This is a genomic window from Sandaracinaceae bacterium, from assembly GCA_020633055.1.
GTDB lineage: Bacteria > Myxococcota_A > Polyangia > Polyangiales > Houyiibacteriaceae > JADJJE01.
Map to the genome: position 1 here is coordinate 167004 of JACKEJ010000017.1, position 20660 is coordinate 187663.

The 20660-nt window shown below is 69.9% G+C and carries 17 protein-coding genes; 8 read left to right on the plus strand and 9 right to left on the minus strand.

The window, feature by feature from the left end; genetic code table 11:
- Positions 1–24 precede the first annotated feature (24 nt).
- Together H6726_32205 and H6726_32210 are read right to left on the minus strand one after the other, a co-directional pair.
- Positions 25–1227 (minus strand): glycosyltransferase, encoded by a 1203-nt coding sequence (locus H6726_32205; protein ID MCB9662347.1) that lies wholly within the window; start codon positions 1225–1227, stop codon positions 25–27.
- A gap of 104 nt (positions 1228–1331) precedes the next feature.
- The gene (locus tag H6726_32210; GenBank protein ID MCB9662348.1) at positions 1332–2003 is read right to left on the minus strand and encodes a hypothetical protein; all 672 of its coding nucleotides are present in this window, start codon (positions 2001–2003) and stop codon (positions 1332–1334) included.
- A 158-nt stretch (positions 2004–2161) separates the two neighbouring features.
- On the opposite strand from H6726_32210, the gene H6726_32215 reads away from it, so the two are divergent.
- Entirely contained in the window at positions 2162–3607 is a 1446-nt protein-coding gene (locus H6726_32215; protein ID MCB9662349.1) for a serine/threonine protein kinase, read from the plus strand.
- A 48-nt stretch (positions 3608–3655) separates the two neighbouring features.
- Here H6726_32215 and H6726_32220 read toward each other — a convergent pair whose 3' ends face one another.
- Both H6726_32220 and H6726_32225 read right to left on the minus strand, forming a co-directional pair.
- On the minus strand, positions 3656–5011 hold the full coding sequence (locus H6726_32220; GenBank protein ID MCB9662350.1) for a putative metal-binding motif-containing protein: 1356 nt from the start codon (positions 5009–5011) through the stop codon (positions 3656–3658).
- Between the two features lie 59 nt (positions 5012–5070).
- A complete protein-coding gene (locus H6726_32225; protein MCB9662351.1) occupies positions 5071–5898 on the minus strand; it encodes a tetratricopeptide repeat protein in 828 nt (275 codons plus the stop codon).
- A gap of 65 nt (positions 5899–5963) precedes the next feature.
- Between H6726_32225 and sppA the strand changes: the two genes are divergently transcribed.
- The 3 genes from sppA to H6726_32240 all read left to right on the plus strand — a co-directional run bounded on the left by sppA (position 5964) and on the right by H6726_32240 (position 9805).
- Complete coding sequence (gene sppA / locus H6726_32230; protein MCB9662352.1) at positions 5964–8438, plus strand: signal peptide peptidase SppA; 2475 nt, start codon at positions 5964–5966, stop codon at positions 8436–8438.
- Positions 8435–9250 (plus strand): methyltransferase domain-containing protein, encoded by an 816-nt coding sequence (locus tag H6726_32235; protein ID MCB9662353.1) that lies wholly within the window; start codon positions 8435–8437, stop codon positions 9248–9250. Before sppA ends, H6726_32235 begins: the two co-directional genes overlap by 4 nt.
- Before the next feature lie 96 nt (positions 9251–9346).
- Positions 9347–9805, plus strand: a complete 459-nt coding sequence (locus H6726_32240) for a hypothetical protein (GenBank protein MCB9662354.1) — start codon at positions 9347–9349, stop codon at positions 9803–9805.
- 11 nt (positions 9806–9816) lie between these two features.
- On the opposite strand, the gene H6726_32245 is transcribed toward H6726_32240, so the two are convergent.
- The 4 genes from H6726_32245 to H6726_32260 form a co-directional block, all read right to left on the minus strand.
- Positions 9817–10527, minus strand: a complete 711-nt coding sequence (locus H6726_32245; protein ID MCB9662355.1) for a hypothetical protein — start codon at positions 10525–10527, stop codon at positions 9817–9819.
- Between the two features lie 64 nt (positions 10528–10591).
- The gene (locus H6726_32250) at positions 10592–12265 is read right to left on the minus strand and encodes a right-handed parallel beta-helix repeat-containing protein (GenBank protein MCB9662356.1); all 1674 of its coding nucleotides are present in this window, start codon (positions 12263–12265) and stop codon (positions 10592–10594) included.
- Between the two features lie 2 nt (positions 12266–12267).
- The gene (locus tag H6726_32255) at positions 12268–12780 is read right to left on the minus strand and encodes a hypothetical protein (GenBank protein MCB9662357.1); all 513 of its coding nucleotides are present in this window, start codon (positions 12778–12780) and stop codon (positions 12268–12270) included.
- 28 nt (positions 12781–12808) lie between these two features.
- Positions 12809–14104 (minus strand): energy transducer TonB, encoded by a 1296-nt coding sequence (locus tag H6726_32260; protein MCB9662358.1) that lies wholly within the window; start codon positions 14102–14104, stop codon positions 12809–12811.
- A gap of 135 nt (positions 14105–14239) precedes the next feature.
- Between H6726_32260 and grxD the strand changes: the two genes are divergently transcribed.
- The 3 genes from grxD (at position 14240) to H6726_32275 (ending at position 18515) form a co-directional block, all read left to right on the plus strand.
- On the plus strand, positions 14240–15157 hold the full coding sequence (grxD, locus tag H6726_32265) for a Grx4 family monothiol glutaredoxin (protein MCB9662359.1): 918 nt from the start codon (positions 14240–14242) through the stop codon (positions 15155–15157).
- Between the two features lie 651 nt (positions 15158–15808).
- Positions 15809–16951 carry a CoA transferase gene (locus H6726_32270; protein ID MCB9662360.1) on the plus strand — a complete coding sequence of 381 codons (1143 nt, stop codon included), beginning with the start codon at positions 15809–15811 and terminating at the stop codon, positions 16949–16951.
- Between the two features lie 88 nt (positions 16952–17039).
- Positions 17040–18515, plus strand: a complete 1476-nt coding sequence (locus tag H6726_32275; protein ID MCB9662361.1) for a 4-hydroxybutyryl-CoA dehydratase — start codon at positions 17040–17042, stop codon at positions 18513–18515.
- 632 nt (positions 18516–19147) lie between these two features.
- On the opposite strand, the gene H6726_32280 is transcribed toward H6726_32275, so the two are convergent.
- A complete protein-coding gene (locus H6726_32280) occupies positions 19148–19687 on the minus strand; it encodes a DUF1073 domain-containing protein (GenBank protein MCB9662362.1) in 540 nt (179 codons plus the stop codon).
- Positions 19688–19830: 143 nt separating this feature from the next.
- On the opposite strand from H6726_32280, the gene H6726_32285 reads away from it, so the two are divergent.
- The coding region (locus H6726_32285) for a nucleotide-binding protein (GenBank protein MCB9662363.1) at positions 19831–20660 on the plus strand (830 nt) is incomplete at its 3' end.

Sequence of the window (20660 nt, forward strand, 5' to 3'; positions counted from 1 at the left end):
CACGCCGAGCACCGATTGTGCCGATCAGCGCGCGTCGTCGCCCGAGAACAGGCGCCGCGCGACCCGCACCGGCAGGGTGCCGTCGTCTTGGCGCAGCTGGCTGTTCTTCCCGAAACGCAGCTTCACCCCGCGCCAGGTCACGCTGCGCGAAACGCCACTGTAGAACCACACGAAGCCCATCAGCACGTCCTTGAAGGGCGCGACCACGAGGAAGCGCGCCGGCATCGGCGTGCCGCGGCACACACGCACCAAGAACGCGTCACCCGACACCTTGATGATGGTCGCCAGCACCAGCGCCGCGATGGCGCGCCGGTCGAAGTCGCTCGCCAGCACGGCCATGAGGGACAGGAAGATGGGGTTCGCGAACATGTCCGCGAAGAACGAGCCCACGTGGATGACGGCGCGCATCTTCAGCCAGCGCGAGTGCCGCCCGAGGAACGCCTCCAACGACAGCTCCTCGTTGACGTTCTCCACGGTGTGCGACGAGAGCACCAGGCGCTTCCCCGCCGCCCGGTACGTCTCACCCAGGATGAAGTCCTCGCACAGGATGTCGCGCACCAGCTCGAGCCCCCCCAGCGCCTCGAGCTCCGAGCGGCGCAGCAGCATGGACTTGCCGATGACGCAGGTGACCCCGGCGACGTGCAAAGCCGTGCAGGTCCCGGGGGCGATCATGGCGCCCAGCTGCAGGTTCTCCATCGCGGCTGTGACCGTGCGCTCCCCGACGCCGACCACCATGCTGCTGAGCAGCGACGCGTCCTGGGAGACCAGCTCGCCGACGATGTCCCGCACGTAGGTGGGCCGGGCGCGCACGTTCGCATCCGACTGCAACACCAAGTCGTGGGTGGCGGCGTCGAGCGCGCCCTTGAGGTTGGCGACCTTGGGGTTGAGCCCGAAGCTGCTGTCCGAGCGCACGAAGGCGACGGGGACGTGGGGGTAGTCGCGGGCGACCCGGCGCGCCAGGGCGATGCCTGGGTCACCGTCCTCACAGGACGCAAACACGAGCTCGAACGGGGCGGGATAGTCCTGCTCGAAGAAGCTGCGCAGGTTCTGCTCCAGGGACTCTTCGGTCCCCTTGATGGGCTTCAGCAGAGAGATGGGCGGGTAGGCGTCATCCTCGATGGTGGGGGTCGGTAGCGACGTGTGTCGCACGGTCGACCAGACACCGAGGAGGAAGAGACCCACGGCGCCTGCGGCGCAGAGGAGGAGGATGATGGCGAGTGTACCCATGCGTGCTTCGGGTCGCGCCAATGGGGGACGCTGCGGGGACTATGGCACCAACGGCGCAGGTGGCCAAGTGAGCGCCCCCTGCCTACCTCGCCCCCGGCGGTGCATCAGGGGGTCAGCATCTCGCGGAGAGAGACACGCTCCAGCAAGGTCCACTCGGCTCCTTTCAGGTCCGTGACCCGGCTCTGGACCGCAGCGAAGGCCGGTCGAGTAAGGGTATCAATAGCGATTCGGACGCTCGGGAATGCGATGAGCGCCAGCTCGCTGGCGTCCAGCGGCGACAGCGCGGTAGCGGCGGCGCGCAGCGCCGGCGGTGGGCCGAGGCTTGCCCGAAACGCCAAGAATCCATGGGTCTCGCGGTGTTGCGCGAGCGCCTCTCCGAGGGCCTCGAGGGACGGGTTCAGGTCGCGGCCGCCCGTGATGGCCCACACGGCGCGGAGCTCTCGCCAGGTCTCCGGCTCGTGGCGAGCCGTGGCTTCGGAGACCCGCAGGGCAGCGACGCCATCTCGTCGTGCGTTGTCGAGCAGGCGGAGCAGCGGTGAACGGGCGAGCGCCGAGAGCGACCTGCGTCCCGGATAGCGCGCCACGCGCAGATGGTCGAAGTCGCCTTCCCCGACGATCGTATGAAGGCGCCGCAAGGCCACGCACAGCCGACCACCGACGGCGCGGCGTTGCGGGAGGAGCGCGGCGAAGTAGCGCTGGGAGCTGCTGCGCGCCGAGACCCGACTCGTCGAGACGACGTACAGTGGCGGTGCGGCAGAGGGGGCCGGGCGGCTCACGAAGCGAGTCTTTCACACGCTTTCGTCGGGTGCTACGGTGATCGCGGCGAATGCGGATCTGCCCGACATGCGGAACATCCTCCAGCAGTAGGGAGAGCGTCTGTCCTCGCGATGGGACGCCTCTCGAGGACGCGCCCGGCTTCCGTGACGGGGTGCCGGTGGACGCCGCAGAAGACCTCGAGGGCAAGCGGGTCGCCGACCGATTCGACGTCGGTGAGATCATCGCCATGGGCGGCATGGGCACCGTGTACCGGGCCACGCAGATTGGGCTTGGCCGTCCCGTCGCGCTCAAGGTGCTGCGGCAGCACTCGTCGTGGGACAGGGACACGGTCCAGCGTTTCCATCGCGAAGCCAAGACCATGAGCCTGCTCGTGCATCCCAACACGGTGCGCGTCATCGAGTTCGGCGAGACGACGGACGGGCTGCTCTTCCTCGCGATGGAGTACCTGGAGGGACGCACGTTGAGCCAGGCCATCCGGGAGCGAGAGCTGGGGGTGCCGGACGCGGTGCACATCGCGGCGCAGATCCTCAGCTCGCTGAAGGAGGCGCACGACAAGGGGGTCATCCACCGCGACCTCAAGCCCGACAACATCTTCCTGGCCGAGGACCCGACGTCCGACGAGCCGATGGTGAAGGTGCTGGACTTCGGCATCGCGAAGGTCGTCGGCGCCGAGCTGAGCTTCGACGCGCTCGAGACACAGGCCGGCACGGTGTTCGGCACACCGAAGTACATGAGCCCCGAGCAGGCCCAGGGTCACGAGCTCGACGGTCGCAGTGACCTGTACGCGGTCGGGGCGCTGCTCTACGCCATGCTGACGGGCTCGCCCCCATTCGATGATGCAGACGCGGTGGTCGTGATGGCCCATCACATCCGGGAGAAGGTGGTCAGCCCACGCGAGCGTGTGCCGGACGCGCCCATCCCGCCAGCGCTGGACCGCGTCGTCATGAAGGCGCTCGCGAAGCAGCCGCAGCAACGCTACAAGGACGCGTCGGAGTTCCTCGACGCGCTCGCCGACGCCAGCCCAGCGGTGATGGCGCTCGCGTCCGCGAACCGGGTGACCCGGGCGCTCGACCGCGCCTGGCGGCAACCGAAGGTGCGGCGGGCGGGGTTTCGCGGCGTCGCCATCGGCGCGGCCTCGCTGGTGGCTGTCGCGCTCGCGACGCAGCTCGCGCTTCGGAGCGGCGACTCGGCCCACGCGCTCGACGCCGGAACGCAGCTCGTGGACGCTGCGCGTGCGCCGTCCGCCGTGGCGTCAGCGCCCGACGTGAGCGACGACGAGGCCGGTGCGGCCCCCGACGGGGCGCCGACCACGCAGGTCACGGCCACGCTGCTTTCCGAGCCAGCCGGCGCCGAGGTCTGGTCCGATGGGGTGCTGATCGGGACGACACCACTCGTCACCCCGCTCGCGGCGGGTGCAGCCATGGAGGTGGAGCTGCGCCTCGCGGGTTTCGCGGCGACGCAGCACCTGTTCGCAGCGATTGAAGCGCCTCAGCGCGTGCGTCTCACACGCGCGCGCCGAAGGCCGGCTCCGTCCGCCGGCGCCACCGAGCGCCCGTCCAGCGCCATGCGCGCGACGGGCTCCGCCTACGAGCGCTTCGACTGACGGAAGCGAGCGCGAGGGACCGGCAGCGCGCCGTCCATGCGTGGTTGCTCACCAGCGCGGGACGCAGCGCATCTCGTAGGCCCCACGTCCGCGGCTCACGGGCACGCACGCCGCGCTCGCCGGGCACTGCGCGTCGTTGCAGCAGGTGTCGGCGCAGCGTTGGCCGATGCAGGCGAGGTCGCGGCAGGACCAGCCGTTCGAGCACGCGTCGCCCGTGATACCTCCGCCGGAGTGGATGCGAGGCAGGCACGCCTGCAGGTTCGTCGCCGCCGTCCCCTGGCCCAGGAGCAACCCACCGCAGTACAGCTCCGCAGGGCAGTCGGCCGTGGTCCTGCAACCCCCGAGGCACACCGGGCCTCCAGCCTCCACGCGGTCGACGCACAGCCCGCTGGCGCACGGGTCCGTCGCGCAGCTCTCGCCGACCGGGGCGCCGCCCGGGCCCATGGCACACGCGAGGACCTTCTCTGGAGCGATGTCCTCGCTGTGCAGCAGCACACACGACTGTGGCGCGTTGCAGTCGGGCGGGCCGGTGCAGGCTTCGCGGCAGTACCCCTCCAAGCAGCGCGAGCTGCCGCACTCGTCCGAACGTGTGCACGCGGAGCCGAGCGCGCCCGGCCCTGTCGCAGAGCCGATGGCGCTGGGGAGCACGCAAGCCCGTCCACCTCGAGGAGAGGCCCAGCACACGCGACCCACGGGGCACTCCGAGTCGCGACAGCAGGACGCCGCGCACACGCTCCCGGTCCCCCCCGTCAGCGCTGCAGCGGGCATGCAGGCACCCTCGGCGCACTGTGCCGAGATCGTGCATGGGGAGTCCAAGGGCATGGGGTGCACGCACGACCCCGAGCGCGGATCACACACCATCGGCGCCGCGCAGCTCGTCGGGGTGCAGACGCCGACCACGCAGACGGCAGGGGTCTGTGAGACGTCGCACGAATCCCCATCGTTGCACTCGAAGCCGGGCAGGGTGCAGTTCGGGGGCGCGCAGCCGACACCCGGGAAACACTGCTCCCCACCGTCGCAGAGCGTGCTCGGTGACTCGTCCACGCGCATGTCGCAGTCGTTGTCGCGCGCGTCGCACGTCTCGGGCGCCGCAGCCGTGGTGCCGTCCAGGCTCCCGGGATGCACGTCCGCCCGCGAGTCGTCGCAGTCCACCTCTTCCGTCGCGCCGCCCCCACACCACGTGAAGCCGTCCCCATCGTCATCGTGACCCTCGTCGACACGCTGATCGCAGTCGTCGTCGCGACCGTTGCAGAGCTCGGTGCTGCCCGTGCACGTCGGAGCTGGGACGCAGAACCCGCTGACGCACGTTCGGTCCTCTGGGCAAGGGTCGGGAGCCCCCGCTTCCGTGAAGCAGCGGATGGGGTCGTCGGACACCAAGAACGTGCACGACGGAAGCGCGACCACGACCGCGAGCGCGGCGCACGTGACCCAAACGAGGTCCGGGCGTGACCGCCGAACCACCATCAAAGGCGGCCCCCGACCCAGAGCGTTGCCCCGGAGAGCGAGGGTGTCAGGGAGAGCCGCAGCGCGGTCTGGGAACCGTCCGGAGGGTGACGATCACGCAGGTAGTACAGGAGCAGCGCGCTCACCCCCGCAGCGATGCCCGTGCCCAGCAGCAGGTCGGCGCCGATGGCCATCCGACGGGCGCTCGCCTGCTCGGCCGCCCGCGCGCTGGCGCTGTGGCCGCGGCCCACCACCCAGTCGTCGGCGACGTTGTCTTTCCGCAGCGCGTAGAAGCCGAGCAGGCTGCCCCCTCCGAGGGCGCCTATCGAGAGCGCCGCGCTCGCGTAGAAGAGCGCGTCCGCACGTCCGCGCCGGCCGAGTCGTCGCTCGGTCTCCACGGTGGCTTCGGCGCGCGCCTGTGCCTCCACCTCGCGCAACGCCGCCTCGCGTTCGGCCTGTTCGCGTGCCTCGCGCTCGGCCTCGAGCTGGGCCTGTGCCGCCCGGGCGCCGCGTACGCGCTCCAGCGCCTGGAGCGCCTGGTCGTGCTGTTCGTCACCCTCCGGCGTCATGTCCGCGAGCCGCGTGTAGTGCGTGGTGGCGCGGTCGTAGTCGCCCATCAGCTCGTAGACGCGCGCCAGATTGTAGGCCAGCGTGGGGGACTCCGGGTCCAATCGCTGGGCCTCCTCGAGCTCGACCGCGGCCTCGGCGTAGCGGCCCGCCTGATAGTGCTCGCGGCCGCGTTCGTAGTGCTGCACGGCCGCACGGGACTGCGCGATCACGAGCGAGGGCGCGCCGAGCACGCTCACGCATGCGCACAGCAGCGCGCCGATGACCAAGGGGATCCGCATCGCCCGAGAGTATAGCGTCAGCGACCCGCTTGGCACGATCACGGTTGCGTGCGCTATCGTCCATCATGCCCTCATCGCGCTGTGCCCGGACGCTGAGCCTTGCCTTCTCCTGCTTGATCGCCGTGCCTTGCGCGGCCGCCGCTCAGACCCGCCCGGCGAGCGCCGGTGTCGAGGCGCCGGCCCGCCTCTGGACTGCGCCGGAGGGAGCGCTGACGCTCGCCACGCACCCCGCCGCGATGGGCTGGGTCGACGGTGTGCGGGTGCGCTTCGTCCACGTCGGCTCACTCACCGGCGCGCACCTCGCGGCCGGTGAGGGCACGGGGGTATACGGCGTCGCGGGGCTGCCCTTCGGCATCGGTCTCGGCTTCTCGGCCGAGCGGGTTCAGGCGACCGACGGGCTCGGCAACGGCGCCGACTACGGGCGCCTCTCGCTCGGTCTGGCCTGGGCCGCGAGCCGCAGCTTCTCCATCGGCGGCAATCTCAGCTACATCGGTGGCGGGGAGCTCGACGGCGTCACGGCGCTCGGTCTGTCCGTGGGTCTGCGGCCGAGCCGCTTCATGGAGTTCAGCCTGGCGGTACACGACCTGCTCGGTCCGCTCGGGTTGGTCACGGCCGACGTCGAGGTGCCGGCCACCTTCCACTTTGCCGCGGCGCTGCTCTCCGGGGACTCGCGCTTCCGCGCCGAGGTGGGGTACGCGCGTTCCACGGACAACGTCAACGGGCTCCGCGGGGCGATCACGGCGCGCGTCCCGAGCTTCGGCGACGTGGTGGCCCAAGTCGAGGTCGACAACATCGACCAGCGCGCTGGGCGACCCCGCGACGTGCGCGTCACCGGCGGGTTCGAGGCCGACTGGGGCGGCCACACGCTCGGCGGCGGGGTGGCCGGGCGCTTCGACCCGAGCGCGTCCAGCTTCTACGTCACGGGCGAGTTCGGCGGCCCTTCGGCCCGGGGCCTACCCGAGCCGCGCTACGTGGCGGACGTCGAGGTCCGCGACTTTGGCCCGCGCGGCCTGATCAACGTCATCCACGTGCTCGACCGGGCGCTTCACGAGCGCGACGTCGCCGGCGTCGTGCTGCGCCCGCGGACGCGCATGGGCTTGGCGCAGGCTCAAGAGGTACGCGTCATGGTCGACGCGCTGATGGCCGCCGGGAAGCGCGTGGTCTGTCACTTGGAGTCGGCCTCGGGCGGCGAGTGGTACGCCTGCGCCGGCGCCGAGCGCACCTACATCGACCCGGGCGGATCCGTGCAGCTGCTTGGCCCATCGCTCGAGATGATGACTCTCGGGCGCCTGCTCGAGAACGCTGGGGTCCGAGCCGACTTCGTGCGCATCGGCGAGTACAAGTCCGCGCCCGAGCAGTTCATGAACGAGACCCTGAGCGAGCCCGCGCGCGAAGAGTACGACGTGTTCCTCGACGACGTCTATCGGCGGTTCACGGAGGATCTGGCCCGCGACGCCTCGCTGGAGCCCGCCGCGGTTCGCAGTTGGGTCGACGGCGGCCCGTACGTCGCGCCCCAGGCGCTCGCGGCCCATCTGGTGGACGAAGAGCTCGGCGCCGAGGGGCTGCAACAGAGCGCGCGCGAGCTGATCGGGTCGCGGGTTCGGATGGGGCTGCGTCGCCACCGAGACGACGACGGACCGCGCCGCGGTGTGGGCGTCGTCGTGGTGGACGGGGCCATCGTCGACGGGGACAACGTGGACATCCCGCTCGTGGAGATCCATCAGAGCGGTGCGCGCACCCTGGTTCGGACCCTCGACGCCTACGCCAGTGACCCGAACATCGCGGCCATCGTCCTGCGCATCGACTCCCCCGGGGGGTCCGCGCTGGCCTCCGAGCAGGTCTGGCGCGCGGTCCGCCGCGCACGCCAGCACAAGCCGGTGATCGCGTCCCTCGGCTCCGTGGCCGCCAGCGGTGGCTACTACATCGCGTCCGCGGCCGACGAGATCTGGGCCGATCCGTCGACGCTGACCGGGTCGATCGGCATCTACTACGGCAAGGTCGACTTCCAGGACCTCGCCGAGCGGCTGGGGGTTCACGTGGAGCTGCTGGGCCGCGGCGCGCGCAGCTCTGCCACGTCCATGTACCGGCCGTTCACCGACGACGAGCGCGAGAGGCTGCGCGAGCTCATCACGGAGATGTATCAGCTGTTCCTCCGGCGAGTGGCGGAAGGGCGCGGAATGACGACCGAGGAGGTGGATGCCGTGGGGCAGGGGCGCGTGTGGTCCGGCGACCGTGCCCGACAGCTCGGCCTGGTGGACCGCCTCGGCGGCTTCGGCTCCGCGCTCGCGCGCGCTCGAGAGCGGGCCCACCTCGCAGCGGGCTGCCGCGTGCGAGTCGCGCCGGCGCGACCAGGGGGGCTGCTGGACTACGTGCTCGGCTCCAGTGCGCCGGGCAGTGCCGAGCTGGGCGGCAGCGCGCCCGAGGTGGCGGCGTCCGTGGCGGGCCGAGGCGCCGCCGCGCTGGACTGGATGGTCATGATGTCGCAGGTGGCCGAGCTGGGCGCGCTGGCGCACCTACCCGCGGCGGGTGTGGTGGAGTGACCGACTCCTCGCGGGACGCTCATCCGCCGGCCGACTGGCCCACGGACGTGACGCATGACCGGCTCATCGGTGACGTGTCCATCTACCAACGCAAGGGAGGCCATCGGACCGGCACCGACGACGTGCTCACCGCGTACTACGCGACGCATCGCCGTCCCGGCGCGTGCCCCTCGTACCTCGACCTCGGATGTGGCATCGGCTCCGTGCTGTTGATGGTGGCGCATCGTCTGCGACCCGCGGAGTGTGTCGGCGTCGAGGCTCAGAGCGAGAGCTTCACCCTGGCTAGTCGGGCGGTGGCGGAGCTGCCGGAGGGGTTCCCGCGTGTCCGCCTCGTCCACGCCGACTTCCGCGGGTTGGACCTGGGGCGGCGCTTCGCGGTCGTCACCGGCTCGCCGCCATACTTTCCGACGCACGCCGGGGTGCTGCCGCAGGACCCACAGCGCCTCGCTTGCCGCTTCGAGGTGCGAGGCGGTGTCGAGGCGTACTGCCTCGCGGCCGCGCGGCACCTGGAGCCCGAGGGGCGCTTCTTCGTCGTTCACCAGACGGTCCACGAACCCCGCGTGCTGACGGCTGCTGCAGGGGCAGGGCTGCACCTGCGGTCCTGCTTGGACGCCCGCATGCGGACCGATCGAGCCGCTCCGTTCCTCACGGTCTACGAGTTCGGGCTCGCGGCCGTCGGCGCGCAGGGCGTGCTTTCGCCGAGCGACGCGTGCCCCGCGCGAGCAGGCTTGTCCATTCGAGGCGCCGACGGGGCGTTCACGAAGGCGTACACGGCGGCCCGTCGGGAGCTCGGCGTGGACGCGGCTCCCTAGCAGCAACTGTATTCGAACGCCGTCAGGGTTCCGGTGGCGAGACAAAAGTGGAGCCGGGGGCTTCACAGCCGTTTCCATCCCGATACCATGAGCGGAATGCCGCTGCCGAAGACGAAGGCGATCGACGTCCAGTACTTCCCGCTGATCGTGCTGACGCTGCCGGCCACACTCGACGTCGGGTACGCCGACATCCTCGAGCATGACACGCGTGCCATCTTCACGTTGCGCGAGCGGTACGTCTCCATCACGGACTCGAGCGCCGTGAGCGGGATGCCGGACGCGACGGTGCGAAAGCGCATGGGGGACTGGGCGAAGTCGCACGAGGACAACTTCCGGCGTTGGCAGACGGCGAACGCGCTGGTCGTGCGCTCGTCGATCGTGCGCGCTGGCATCAGCGCCATTCACTGGCTCGCGCCCCCGCCCGTGCCCACCGTGGTGGAGACCGACTGGGCGCCGGCCTTGGCGTTCTTGCGCAAGCACGCGGAGGCGCAGGGGCTCGACACGAACCCGTTGGCCGTCTTCGAGCGCCGGCAGTCGCGTACGGTCGCTTCCTGACGAGGCGACGTCTACTCGCCCTGCGCGTCTCGGTCCTCGAGCTGGGCGCTCTCCACGGCGAACCCGACGACGTCCACGTCTGCCAATGGCACGACCGCCTCGAGCGTCATGACCGCGCGCTGGTTCTCGCCGTAGCGCAACGTGACGGTGCTGGGACGCCCGTCGTCGTCCAACGGTCCTCGCTCCGCAATGACGAACGTGCCTGCATCCAAGCTGGCCGTACAGCGCTGCCGATCCGAGTGCGTGGCGGTGCGGGTCGCGCCGTCGCTCTCGTGCGTGCGGTCGACCGCGATGGCGGCGGCGGTGCCCACCGCGTGCAGGTCGTCCGGCAATACGAAGCCGTCCTCGGTCCAGATGCCAGGCGTGCTCGCGCTACACGCGGACACGACGAACAGGCGGTGCGACGTGACCGAGGAGACCTCGGCGCTGACCTCGTCGATCAACAGCAGCTCGACGCCGACCTCGCCGTCGTCGAACGTCAAGGAGAAGCGCACGCCGTCCGCAGCGAGCGCCCGAAAGATGTCGTCGCTCGTGAGGGTCTGACCGTCTTCACCCGTGATGGACGCGATGACGTAGGTGCCGCTCAAGCTGGGGGCCTGCGACGTGGGCAGCGTGGGACACGCGCTGGTGGACGCGCTCGCGCACCCGGTGAGCGCGAACGCGAAGACGAGGAGCTGCGCGAGCGGCGCGACGTGCGGGCGGACCAGAGGGCGGAGCATCATGCCGCCGACGATAACATGAACGAGGGCGAGCCAAGGGCGCGCCGCGCCGCCCGATGCCCGTCGTTCAGGGGGTGAACGCGAGCGTCGCGCGCTCCGAGGTGCGCACGGGTCCGCTCGGGCCCATCAAGGTCGCGGCGACCACGAAGGTGGCGTCCGGTTCGGGCGTGAGCGTTGTGGCCATCTCGAACGCCACGAAGCCGGCGGCGGACGTCTGCACCGTGCTCTGCGTCCTGGCGAGGATGGGCTCCCCTGCAGTGCCGGGGGCAGCCTCGTACTCCAGGTCGATCACGAACGTGGCGTCGGGCTCGCTGGTCAGCGTGAGGCTCAGGCGCGTGGGTCCGCTGAGCTGGCCCAGGATGACCGGCGCGTTCTGGCCCTGGTTCGGCCCCGAGCCCTCGGTGCCCGAGGCGGGGTTCGGGCCCAGGGGTGCCAGGTCGATCGCGAGACCCCCGTTCTCGAGGATGACGTTGTTGCGCAGCACGACGCCGTCCCCCGACGCGATGAAGACCCCCGCGCCACCGTTCCAGTTGATCATGCAGTTGCGCACGTCGACCCCGTCGACGAGCTCCATCCTGACGCCCTCTTGGGCATTGGGCAGTGGGGTGTGCGCCGGGAACGCCGGGGGCGGCGTGGCGCCCACGTACACGAACTCGAGGGAGACGTTCGAGGCAGAGCGTAGGCGGACGCCCAGCTCGTTGCCCGAGGCAAGCACCCGGTTGACGTTGCTGGGCCCGCCCAGGCGCAAGCCGCTCACGCCGTCATCCACGTCGATGCCCACGCTGGCGGCGCTCGCACCCAGCGGGACGCGCTGGCCGGTGGGGTCCGATCCGCAAAAGGTCTGGCTCACCTGCACCCCGGAGGTTCCTGCGCCTCGCAGCACCAGGTGTCGGTCCGTGTTGCCCGCAAAGACGCAGAGCTCGTCTGTCGCGCTGCCGCCGACCCCCCCCGAGGTAGCGTCCACCAGCTCCGCGCCCACCAGGTTCGGGTGGGCGATGATGCCTGCCGGGTCCACGCCGCTGTAGACGGAGACGATGGTGCTCCCCATCCCCGCCATGAGCAGCCCAGGACCGTCGAAGCCGCCGAGGATCAGGCCCTTCACCGAGCTGCGGGTCAGGTCGAGCCCCGGCGCCGCTGGCAACGCATCCCCCACGAGTTCGATCACGGGGCCGTTGGCCGTGATGCCCCGCGCCGCTTTCTGTGATGCGCCATCGAGGCCCACATCGGACACGGCGGGGAGTGGCGACAGCAGCGTGATGCGCCACCAGCTGCGCGCCGTCCCGGCGGGATAGTCCGCATCGAAGTCGGCGATGGAGGCCTCGGAGCCGTTGACGGACACCGGCACGGAGAGACCTGTGGCGCCGTTGTCGCGATAGTAGAGGCGTCCTGGGTCGCCCTCGGGGATGTCGAACGAGATGGTGCTGCTGGACGCGCTGGCCGCGTCGAGCAGGGCTTGGCGCAGAGATCCCGGCCCGGCGTCGAGCGTGTTCGTGACACGCAGCGTGAGGGTGAGCGATCCCGCATCGTCGCTCGCGTCGCTCCCTTGGTCGGTCTCCGTGTCTGCGTCGTGGCCCGCGTCGCTCGTTCCACCGTCCTCCGTGTCGTCGACGACGAGCCCGAGCAACGCATCGGAGAAGCCACAGCCGGCAGGCCCCGCGACGATCAGGGACGCGAGCGCACACACATGGAGCCAGCGCGGGGCGCTGTGGGCGCTGGCTCGCGAGGCTCGGGGCACGGTCATCGTCAGATGTTGCTGGCTTGGTAGACGCGTGCCTGGAACGCGCCGTGTCCGCGCGTCGCCGTCACGCGCAGCCGGTATGCGGCGGGGAAGGTGGGGCAGATCGCGTCCCGGATGCCGAGCGTAGCCATGCGCGATGGATCGCGGTCCAGCAAGACCAGCACGTCTTGGTCGTCAATCAGCTCGAGGTCCAGCTCCTCGATGGAGTCCTCTCCGGCGCCTGTGATGATGTAGCAGTAGGTGCCCCGCAGCGTGAGCTGGAACTCCGCTGCGCGGCCGGCCTCGAGGGTGCCCGTGAGCGTGTCCGTAGTCGGTTCGTGATGCGCGGAGGTGCCAGCCGCGAGGGCCGCAGCGCGTTCCTCCAGCGTGTGGCCGGGTCCCGCGAGGTCGAGCGACGCGCGCACCATCGGGTGCACGGGGCCCTCATAGCGCGCGGGGTCGTCACAGCCGGGGAGGGCTGGGAGCAGGGTCAGGCCGAGGAGGAGGGCTTCATGGAGGCGGGGCAGCGCGAACGTCACGCCGCGAGTGTAGCGTGCCCGGCCCACGTCAGCGCACCATCGGGTTGCTGAAGTCCAGGTGCAGCCGCACGGGGATCTCGCTGCGGCCCTCCATCAGGGCGCTGGGCGGGGGCGCGGTGGGGAGGGTGGCCCGGATGGCACGCAGGGCGGCGGCGTCGAAGTCGGCGAAGCCGCTGCTGCGCGCGAGGCGCGGGGTGCCCACCAGCTGGCCGGTGCGGTCCACCATGAAGGCGTACACCACCACGCCCTGGTCCATGGCGAGGCGCCGCTCGCGAGGGAACACCATCGCGCCGTACACGCGGCGCCGCTGGCTGAGCAGCCAGCTCTGGTAGCGCCCGTCGCGCGTGTCGAGCGCGCCGCGGCCGCCTGCGCCGGGGCTGTGGGCGAGCGCCTGTCCACCCTCCTGGGCGCCGTGGCCAGACCCTGGCGCGCCACCGCCCCCCGCGCCCCCGCGCCCCGGCGCGTCCCGCGGGCCCGAGCGCGGCGAGGCGTCCACCCACGTCTGGACCAGCTGGGTGGCGAGCAGCTCGGCGCTGGTGTCGTCGCGTGGGCGATCGCGCTCCTGAGCCAGCGTGGCGGCTGGCCCTTCGTCGACGGGTGGCCGACCTGTCGCCACGGGGGCGGCGCGGCTCTCACGCACACCCGTGCCCTGCGCGATGCCCGAGCCCGGGCTGGCCTGCTCGGCGCCCGCGCTGCTGGGCCGCGACGACTCGGACGTGGCGAACGCGGCGTGCGGTGTTCGCGCACCCAGCATCGTGGCGCTCGACGCGGGGGCATCCACCGAACCCTCGCGCGTGCGCGCGGGCGCGACTGGGGCGCCCCGGTTCGGCTCCAGGATGGAGGGCGGACGCCTCTCGCGATGCTGGCCGGCGCCGGTCGCCAGGAACGGCTGGTCGTGAGGGTTCGGGGTCGCGCGCCGGTTGTCCCAGGAGGCGCGCGAGCTGGCGGTGTCGATGCGCTGCACCTGCGAGACACCCACGGCGTTCCACGGCGCGTCTTGCAGGCGCACGTCGTCCACGTTCATGGCCAGCAGCATCGCGTCCTCCGACGAACGCCCGTCGCCCCCGCCGCCCGGGGTGGGGCGGTCCACGTTCTGCGCGCTGGCGGGCCCGCCCAGCTCGACCGGGATCTCGTGGCTGCGCACCCGTCCGCTGCTGCGCGCGTCTGCATCGCCCTCCGCGCCAACCAGCACCTGCTCGGCCGAGCGCTCGCGTGGGACCGACGCCGACGCGACCGGCAGCGAGCCGTGCAGGAACGCCACGAACGCCGCGTGCACGGCGAGCGACGCCAACACGGACAACCCAGCGACGAGCTCCCTGCGCATGGGGGAAGGGTAGCAGCCCGTTGACGAACCGGCTGCCCACAAGCGCGAACGCGCCAGGCGGCAACGCGAGGTGCGCGCTCACGAGGGGTGTGACCCGGCTTGCATCGGGCACCGTTCCGGTGCTTGCTTGGGGGCATGAGCACGCAAGAAGCGCTTCGTCAGTTGGTCCAGGACAACGAGGTCATCCTCTTCATGAAGGGCACCCGCAGCGCGCCCCAGTGCGGCTTCAGCGCCACGGTGGTGGGCATCCTCGACGACTTCCTGGACGACTACGCCACGGTCAACGTACTGGCCGACCCGGACGTGCGCGCGGGCATCAAGGAGTTCTCGAGCTGGCCCACCATCCCGCAGCTCTACGTGAAGGGCGAGTTCGTCGGCGGCTGCGACATCGTCAAGGAGCTCAACGCGAGCGGTGAGCTCGCTCAGGTGCTGGGCCGCACGCCGGCCGAGGTCGTGGCCCCCGAGGTGGCCGTGACCGAGGCCGCCGTCGACGCGCTGCGCGAGTTCCACGACGGCGACGGGCCCTTGTCCGTGCGCGTCCAGATCAGCGGGCGCTTCGAGTACGGCATGGACTTCGACGGCGCGCAGCCTGGCGACCTGGTGGTGGAGGGTCCGGGCCTGCAGCTGGTGTTCGACCGCGCCAGCGCCAAGCGCGCCGACGGCCTGGTGATCGACTTCGTGAAGGGGCCGAACGGGGAGGGCGGCTTCAAGATGGACAACCCCAACGAGCCGCCCAAGGTGCGCCAGGTCCCGCCGGCCGTCATCAAGGCCTGGCAGGACGAGGGCAAGGCCTTCGAGTTCTTCGACGTGCGCACGCCCGGAGAGCGCGAGACGGCCGCCATCCCCGGCACGCACCTGCTGGACGACTCGGGGCGCGCGCGGCTCGAGGCGCTGGAGAAGGACACCGTGCTGGTGTTCCACTGCCACCACGGCATGCGCAGCCAGGCCGCCGCAGAGCACTGCCTGCGGCTGGGGTTCACGCAGGTGTACAACGTGGCGGGCGGCATCGCGGCCTGGTCGCGCGACGTGGATCCGAGCATCCCGCAGTACTGAAGTTTGGGGAGCGAGGCTGTCTCGAAGAGGCTGGTTGTCTCAGGATAGGGGAGCCCGGATCTGTCCCTGAATTGGGGGTCCGGGGACTGTCCCAGGATAGGGGCGCCCCAGGACTGAAGAGGCTGTCTCGAAGTGGGGGGCCAAGAATAAGGGCACTTGGACTGAAGAGGCTGTCTGAGAAGGCGAGGGGTGTCCCATAATTGGGGCACCCCGGACTAAAGTCCGGGGCAGCGATCTCAGGTGATCGCCAGCTCGAAGTCCGCCCCCTGCGGAGGCGGACTGCGCCTCGTGGACTGCTGCCGGGTGTTCGGCGGGACGGCGGCGATCTTGTAGCTGTGGTGGCGCCGAGCAAGACAGTCCTCCCCCTTGTGGGGAGGACTTTGGAGAGTGCCCGGCGGTAGCCGGGCGCTCGGAAGGATGCTGCCCCGGACTTCAGTCCGGGGTGCCCCCAATTTAGGACAGTTGGCCCTTCTGAGACAGACTCCTACGGTCCTGGTGTGCCCCTGAATAGGGATGGATGGCCAGCCTCCTCAGTCGGGGATGGACTCAAGTGGAGTATCGCTAGCTGCTATTCACCGTGTGGTGATTTGCGTGTATGCTGCGCCGCATGCACACCCGCACGTACCTTCTCACCCGTTCGGCGAGGACCCCATGTCTGGACCGCTGAGCGGACTTCGCATCCTCGAGCTCGCGGGCATCGGCCCCGGGCCCTTCTGCGGCATGATGCTGGCCGACATGGGCGCGGAGGTGATCCGCATCGACCGCCCCGGGGGCAATCCGTCGGCCTACGTCGGGCACAACGTGATGTTCCGCAGCCGGCAGAGCGTCGCCATCGACCTCAAGACCCAGGAGGGGGCCGCGACGCTGCTCTCCCTGTGTGAGCACGCGGACGGCCTGTTCGAGGGCTTCCGGCCCGGTGTGGCGGAGCGCCTGGGCGTGGGCCCGGACGAGTGTCTGGCCCGCAACCCGCGCCTGGTCTACGGCCGGATGACCGGCTGGGGACAGGACGGGCCGCTGGCGCAGGTGGCCGGGCACGACATCAACTACATCGCGCTCTCGGGCGCGCTGCACGCCATGGGTCGCCGCGGGGAGGGGCCCATGCCGCCCCTCAACCTGGTGGGCGACTTCGGCGGCGGCGGCATGATGCTCGCGTTTGGTATGGTGTGCGGGATGCTCGAGGCGCAGCGCAGCGGCAAGGGTCAGGTGGTGGACACCTCCATGGTGGAGGGGTCGGCCGCGCTCATGGCCATGTTCTACGGCCTGCGCGCGCAGGGGATGTTCACCGACCAGCGCGGCACGCACATGCTGGACACGGGCGCGCACTTCTACGACGCGTACGAGACGGCCGACGGCAAGTACGTCTCCATCGGCAGCATCGAGCCCAAGTTCTACGCGCTGCTGGTGCAGAAGGCCGAGCTGGACCCGGCGGTGTTCGGCTCGTCCATGAACATCAAGCGCTGGCCCGAGCAGAAGGAGCGCCTGGCCGAGGTCATCAAGCGCAAGACGCGTGACGAGTGGTGCGCCCTGATGGAGGGCACCGACGTGTGCTTCGCGCCCGTGCTCTCGCTCGAGGAGGCCCCCAAGCACCCGCACAACGTGGCGCGGGAGAGCTTCGTCGAGGTCGAGGGCACCCTGCAGCCGCGGCCCACCCCCCGCTTCAGCCGCACGGCCTCGTCCGTGCCCGAGCCGGCGCGCATGCCCGGCACCCACACCCTCGCCGTGCTGCGCAGCTGCGGCTTCGACGAGGCCCGCATCGAGGCGCTGCTGGCGAGCGGCACCATCGCGCAGCTCTGAGCGCGCACACACGCACGAGGTACCCATGGACACGCTGAACGAGACCCTATGGCGCGCACCCGAGACCGCAGAGGCTCGCTGGGCGCGCATGCCCACCATCACCAACGGCGCCGAGTACATCGAGAGCCTGCGTGGGCGCGGCACCAAGCTGTACCTCTTCGGCGAGCGGGTGGAGGAGCCGGTGGACCACCCGGTCATCCGGCCCTCCATCAACGCGCTGCGCATGACCTACGACCTGGCCGAGGCCGAGCCCGAGCTGGCCACGGCGCACTCGCCCATCATCGGCAAGAAGGTAAACCGCTTCTTGCACATCGTCGAGTCGCCCGACGACCTGGTGACCAAGAACAAGATGCAGCGCCGCATGGGGCAGCTCACGGGCACGTGCTTCCAGCGCTGCACGGGGCTCGACACCATCTCCGTGCTGCACTCCATCACCTACGAGATCGACGCCGACCGCGGCACGGACTACCACCAGCGCTTCTTGGTGTGGCTGAAGGAGCTCCAGCGCCGCAACGTGCTGGTGGCGGCCGGCATGACCGACCCGAAGGGAGACCGCTCCAAGCGTCCGCACGAGCAGGCCGACCCGGACATGTTCCTGCACATCACGCGGCGCGTGCCGGAGGGCGTGTACATCACGGGCGCCAAGGCGCACATGACCGGCGGCTGGAACCAGCACTGGATCTGCGTGATGCCCACCATGAACCTGGGTGAGTCCGACCGTGACTACGCCGTGGTCGCCGCCGTCCCGGGTGACGCCGAGGGCATCACGTACATCTACGGCCGGCAGTCGTGCGACGGGCGCGCGCTCGAGGGCGGCTCGATCGACGCGGGCAACGCCGAGTACGGCGGGCAGGAGGTGCTGGTGCACTTCGACAACGTGTTCGTCCCCAACGAGCACGTGTTCATGGACGGCGAGTACGAGTACGCGCAGGAGATGGTGGCGCGCTTCACCGCCTATCACCGCGCCAGCTACGTCTGCAAGACGGGCCTGGGCGACGTCCTGGTGGGCGCGGCGGCGGCCGTGGCCGAGTGCAACGGCGTCGAGAACGTCTCGCACGTGAAGGACAAGCTGGTGGAGATGGTGCACCTCAACGAGACCATCTACTCGTGCGGCATCGCCTCCTCGCACCAAGCCAAGGCGCTGCCCAGCGGCATCTTCATGAACGACGCCACGCTCTCGAATGTGTGCAAGCACAACGTCACCCGTTTCCCTTACGAGATTGCGCGCCTGGCCCAAGACCTCGCCGGAGGCATCATGGTCACCATGCCCTCCGAGGCGGACTTCCGCAGCGAAGAGGTGGGCCCGCTGATCGAGAAGTACCTGCGCGGCCGCTCCGACATCCCGACCGAAGAGCGCATCCGCATCCTCCGGCTGATCGAGAACATGACCCTGGGCCGCAACGCGGTGGGCTACCTGACCGAGTCCATGCACGGCGCGGGCAGCCCGCAGGCGCAGCGCATCCAGATCATGCGGAACACGGACATGCAGGCGAAGAAGGGGTTTGCGCGGAGCCTGGCGGGGGTGGGTGCGCGGGAGGGGGGGTCGGGGGGCGAGGCGGAGTAGCCGGGTTTCGTTGCGAGGTGGAGCGCGTGCTGCCTCCCGTGCGCACCCCTCAGTGGGTGCTCACCTTCCCCCACGAGCTGCGCTGGCACATGGCGTTCGACCATGACTTGACCCTTGCCGTCTGGCGCATCGCCCGGCGCGCCATCGATGCGTTCTATCGGGCTCGTGCGCGTAGCGTGGGCCCTCGAGGCCATAACGACGTCGCGCACCCGGCAGCATCATGGCCATCCAGCGCTTCCGCGGTGCCCTCAACATCAACGTGCACACTCACGCCGTGTACATGGACGGCGCCTTCGTGGAGCGCAGCGACGGTCCCTGCGCTTCCTCGAGCCCTCGCGCCGAGCGCGGACGAGCTCGAGACCCTGCTCGCGACGATCAAGACGCGCGTCACCCAACTCGCCTACCGCCGCGGACTCGCCGAGGTGGACGCAGACGACGCCGCCCTCCTGCTCCAGGGATGGGCGAGGTCTACAGCGACGGCGTCATCAACCGCAGAGCGTGGCGTGTTCGCACGAACGGCCCCGGAACCCCAACGCCTTCAACCGACGCAAGGCACACGACCAAGGCTTCGACCTCGACGCGCACATCACCGTTGGCGCAGGCGCTCGCGCTGAGCTGGAGCGCGTGGTCCGCTAAATCCTGCGGCCGCCGAAGATGCGCATGCGGGAGCGGTGGATCCGGACGGTGGCCCCGTCCTGAATCGGGGCGAGGTCGAAGAACTCGGCGCCGTCCTCGACGTCGTACGAGTAGACCGGGCTGTTCTCCATCCGGGAGCGGACGATGAAGCGCCGGAGGCTCCCCCGGGCGGTGGGCTTGGTCTCGTCAAGGCGCGGCGCGAGGTCGTCGCCCGTGTCCGCAATGATGACCGCCCCGCCGACCGCGCGCCCCCACTTCGCCGTGCGGCCGACCATCTGGAGCGTCTTCTTCTCGCGGGCCGCCTTTTGGAGCTCCTCGTCGCTCTCGCCGGGCGTCTCGAACCCCTGGCGGAGCCCGTCGACCACGATCGCGTTCACGATCGTCTGGGCGACCGGGTTGAAGTCGTAGAGGGAGACGAGTTCGTCGTCCTGGAGCGCCGTCGTCCTGGAGCTCCACGTCTTCGGTGAAGCGCCATCGACGCGCAGGGTCGTGCACGTCGCCGATGCCCAGGAGGACGTTGCCCCAGAACCCCGCATCGGCCGCGATCTTGCGGGCCTGGTCCCGGGCGCGGTCGCGGAAGGTGCCGAGGCTGCTCACCCGGCGAGGGTCATGTCAGGCTGGCGGATCGTCCCCGGGGTGAAGTACCTTGACGCATCTTCAAGAGGAGAAGTTCGCACCAATGGACAACGGCAGCCAAACCAGCCTGGCAATCGACGCAGCGGAAGCACGCTCGAGACTGGTAGAGGCATATGAACGAGGCAAGGCGTTCCAGTCGATGCCAATGACGTCGGATTCCTCCGCTACAAGAATGCAGATCGAAGACGTTCGGACTTGGGTGGATGTGACGGAGCATCTGCTCAAAGTTGTCTTCGATACTGACGAAGAGGCGAAGAAGTTTTCCACGATGGTCCGTATGTCATTCTCGCTGGATGGCAGTCCGAAAACTCGGCTCCGCGAGTGCTTGGAAGATCTCAATATCTATCTGAGACGCCTTCGCTCGGTCATCGAACGGTTGGATCTGTTCAAAGGCCCCGTTTCGGCACAGGGAAGCCCCAGCTCCGATTCCGCTGTTGGCGGGAAAAAGGTGTTTATCGTTCACGGCCACGACGAAGGTCCGATGGCGAGCGTGGCTAGGCTGCTTGAACGCCTGGAGATCGAGCCGGTCATTCTCAGCGAGCAGACCAATCGGGGGCGAACCATCATCGAGAAGTTCGAGGATGAAGCATCTGATTGTCGATTCGCCATCGCACTCCTGACGCCGGACGATTTGGGTCGGTCGGTGAAAGATGCCGAACTGCGACATCGTGCTCGCCAGAACGTGATTTTGGAGCTTGGATACTTCATGGCTCGTCTGGGACGCGGAAAGGTTTGCGCGTTGCATAAAGGTGATCTCGAGTTACCCAGCGACATCTCGGGAATACTCTGGATCAGCTACGATGGTTCCGGCTGGCGACTTGAGCTGGCCAAGGAGCTTCGCGATGCTGGTCTGAACGTAGACTTGAATCTTCT

Bases quoted from the DNA above. Each gene is read 5' to 3' on its own strand.
- H6726_32205 (MCB9662347.1), bottom strand. From the start codon at position 1,227: ATGGGTACACTCGCCATCATCCTCCTCCTCTGCGCCGCAGGCGCCGTG.
- H6726_32225 (MCB9662351.1), bottom strand. From the start codon at position 5,898: ATGCGGATCCCCTTGGTCATCGGCGCGCTGCTGTGCGCATGCGTGAGC.
- sppA (MCB9662352.1), top strand. From the start codon at position 5,964: ATGCCCTCATCGCGCTGTGCCCGGACGCTGAGCCTTGCCTTCTCCTGC.
- H6726_32240 (MCB9662354.1), top strand. From the start codon at position 9,347: ATGCCGCTGCCGAAGACGAAGGCGATCGACGTCCAGTACTTCCCGCTG.
- H6726_32245 (MCB9662355.1), bottom strand. From the start codon at position 10,527: ATGATGCTCCGCCCTCTGGTCCGCCCGCACGTCGCGCCGCTCGCGCAG.
- H6726_32250 (MCB9662356.1), bottom strand. From the start codon at position 12,265: ATGACCGTGCCCCGAGCCTCGCGAGCCAGCGCCCACAGCGCCCCGCGC.
- H6726_32260 (MCB9662358.1), bottom strand. From the start codon at position 14,104: ATGCGCAGGGAGCTCGTCGCTGGGTTGTCCGTGTTGGCGTCGCTCGCC.
- grxD (MCB9662359.1), top strand. From the start codon at position 14,240: ATGAGCACGCAAGAAGCGCTTCGTCAGTTGGTCCAGGACAACGAGGTC.
- H6726_32270 (MCB9662360.1), top strand. From the start codon at position 15,809: ATGTCTGGACCGCTGAGCGGACTTCGCATCCTCGAGCTCGCGGGCATC.
- H6726_32275 (MCB9662361.1), top strand. From the start codon at position 17,040: ATGCCCACCATCACCAACGGCGCCGAGTACATCGAGAGCCTGCGTGGG.
- H6726_32280 (MCB9662362.1), bottom strand. From the start codon at position 19,687: ATGCGGGGTTCTGGGGCAACGTCCTCCTGGGCATCGGCGACGTGCACG.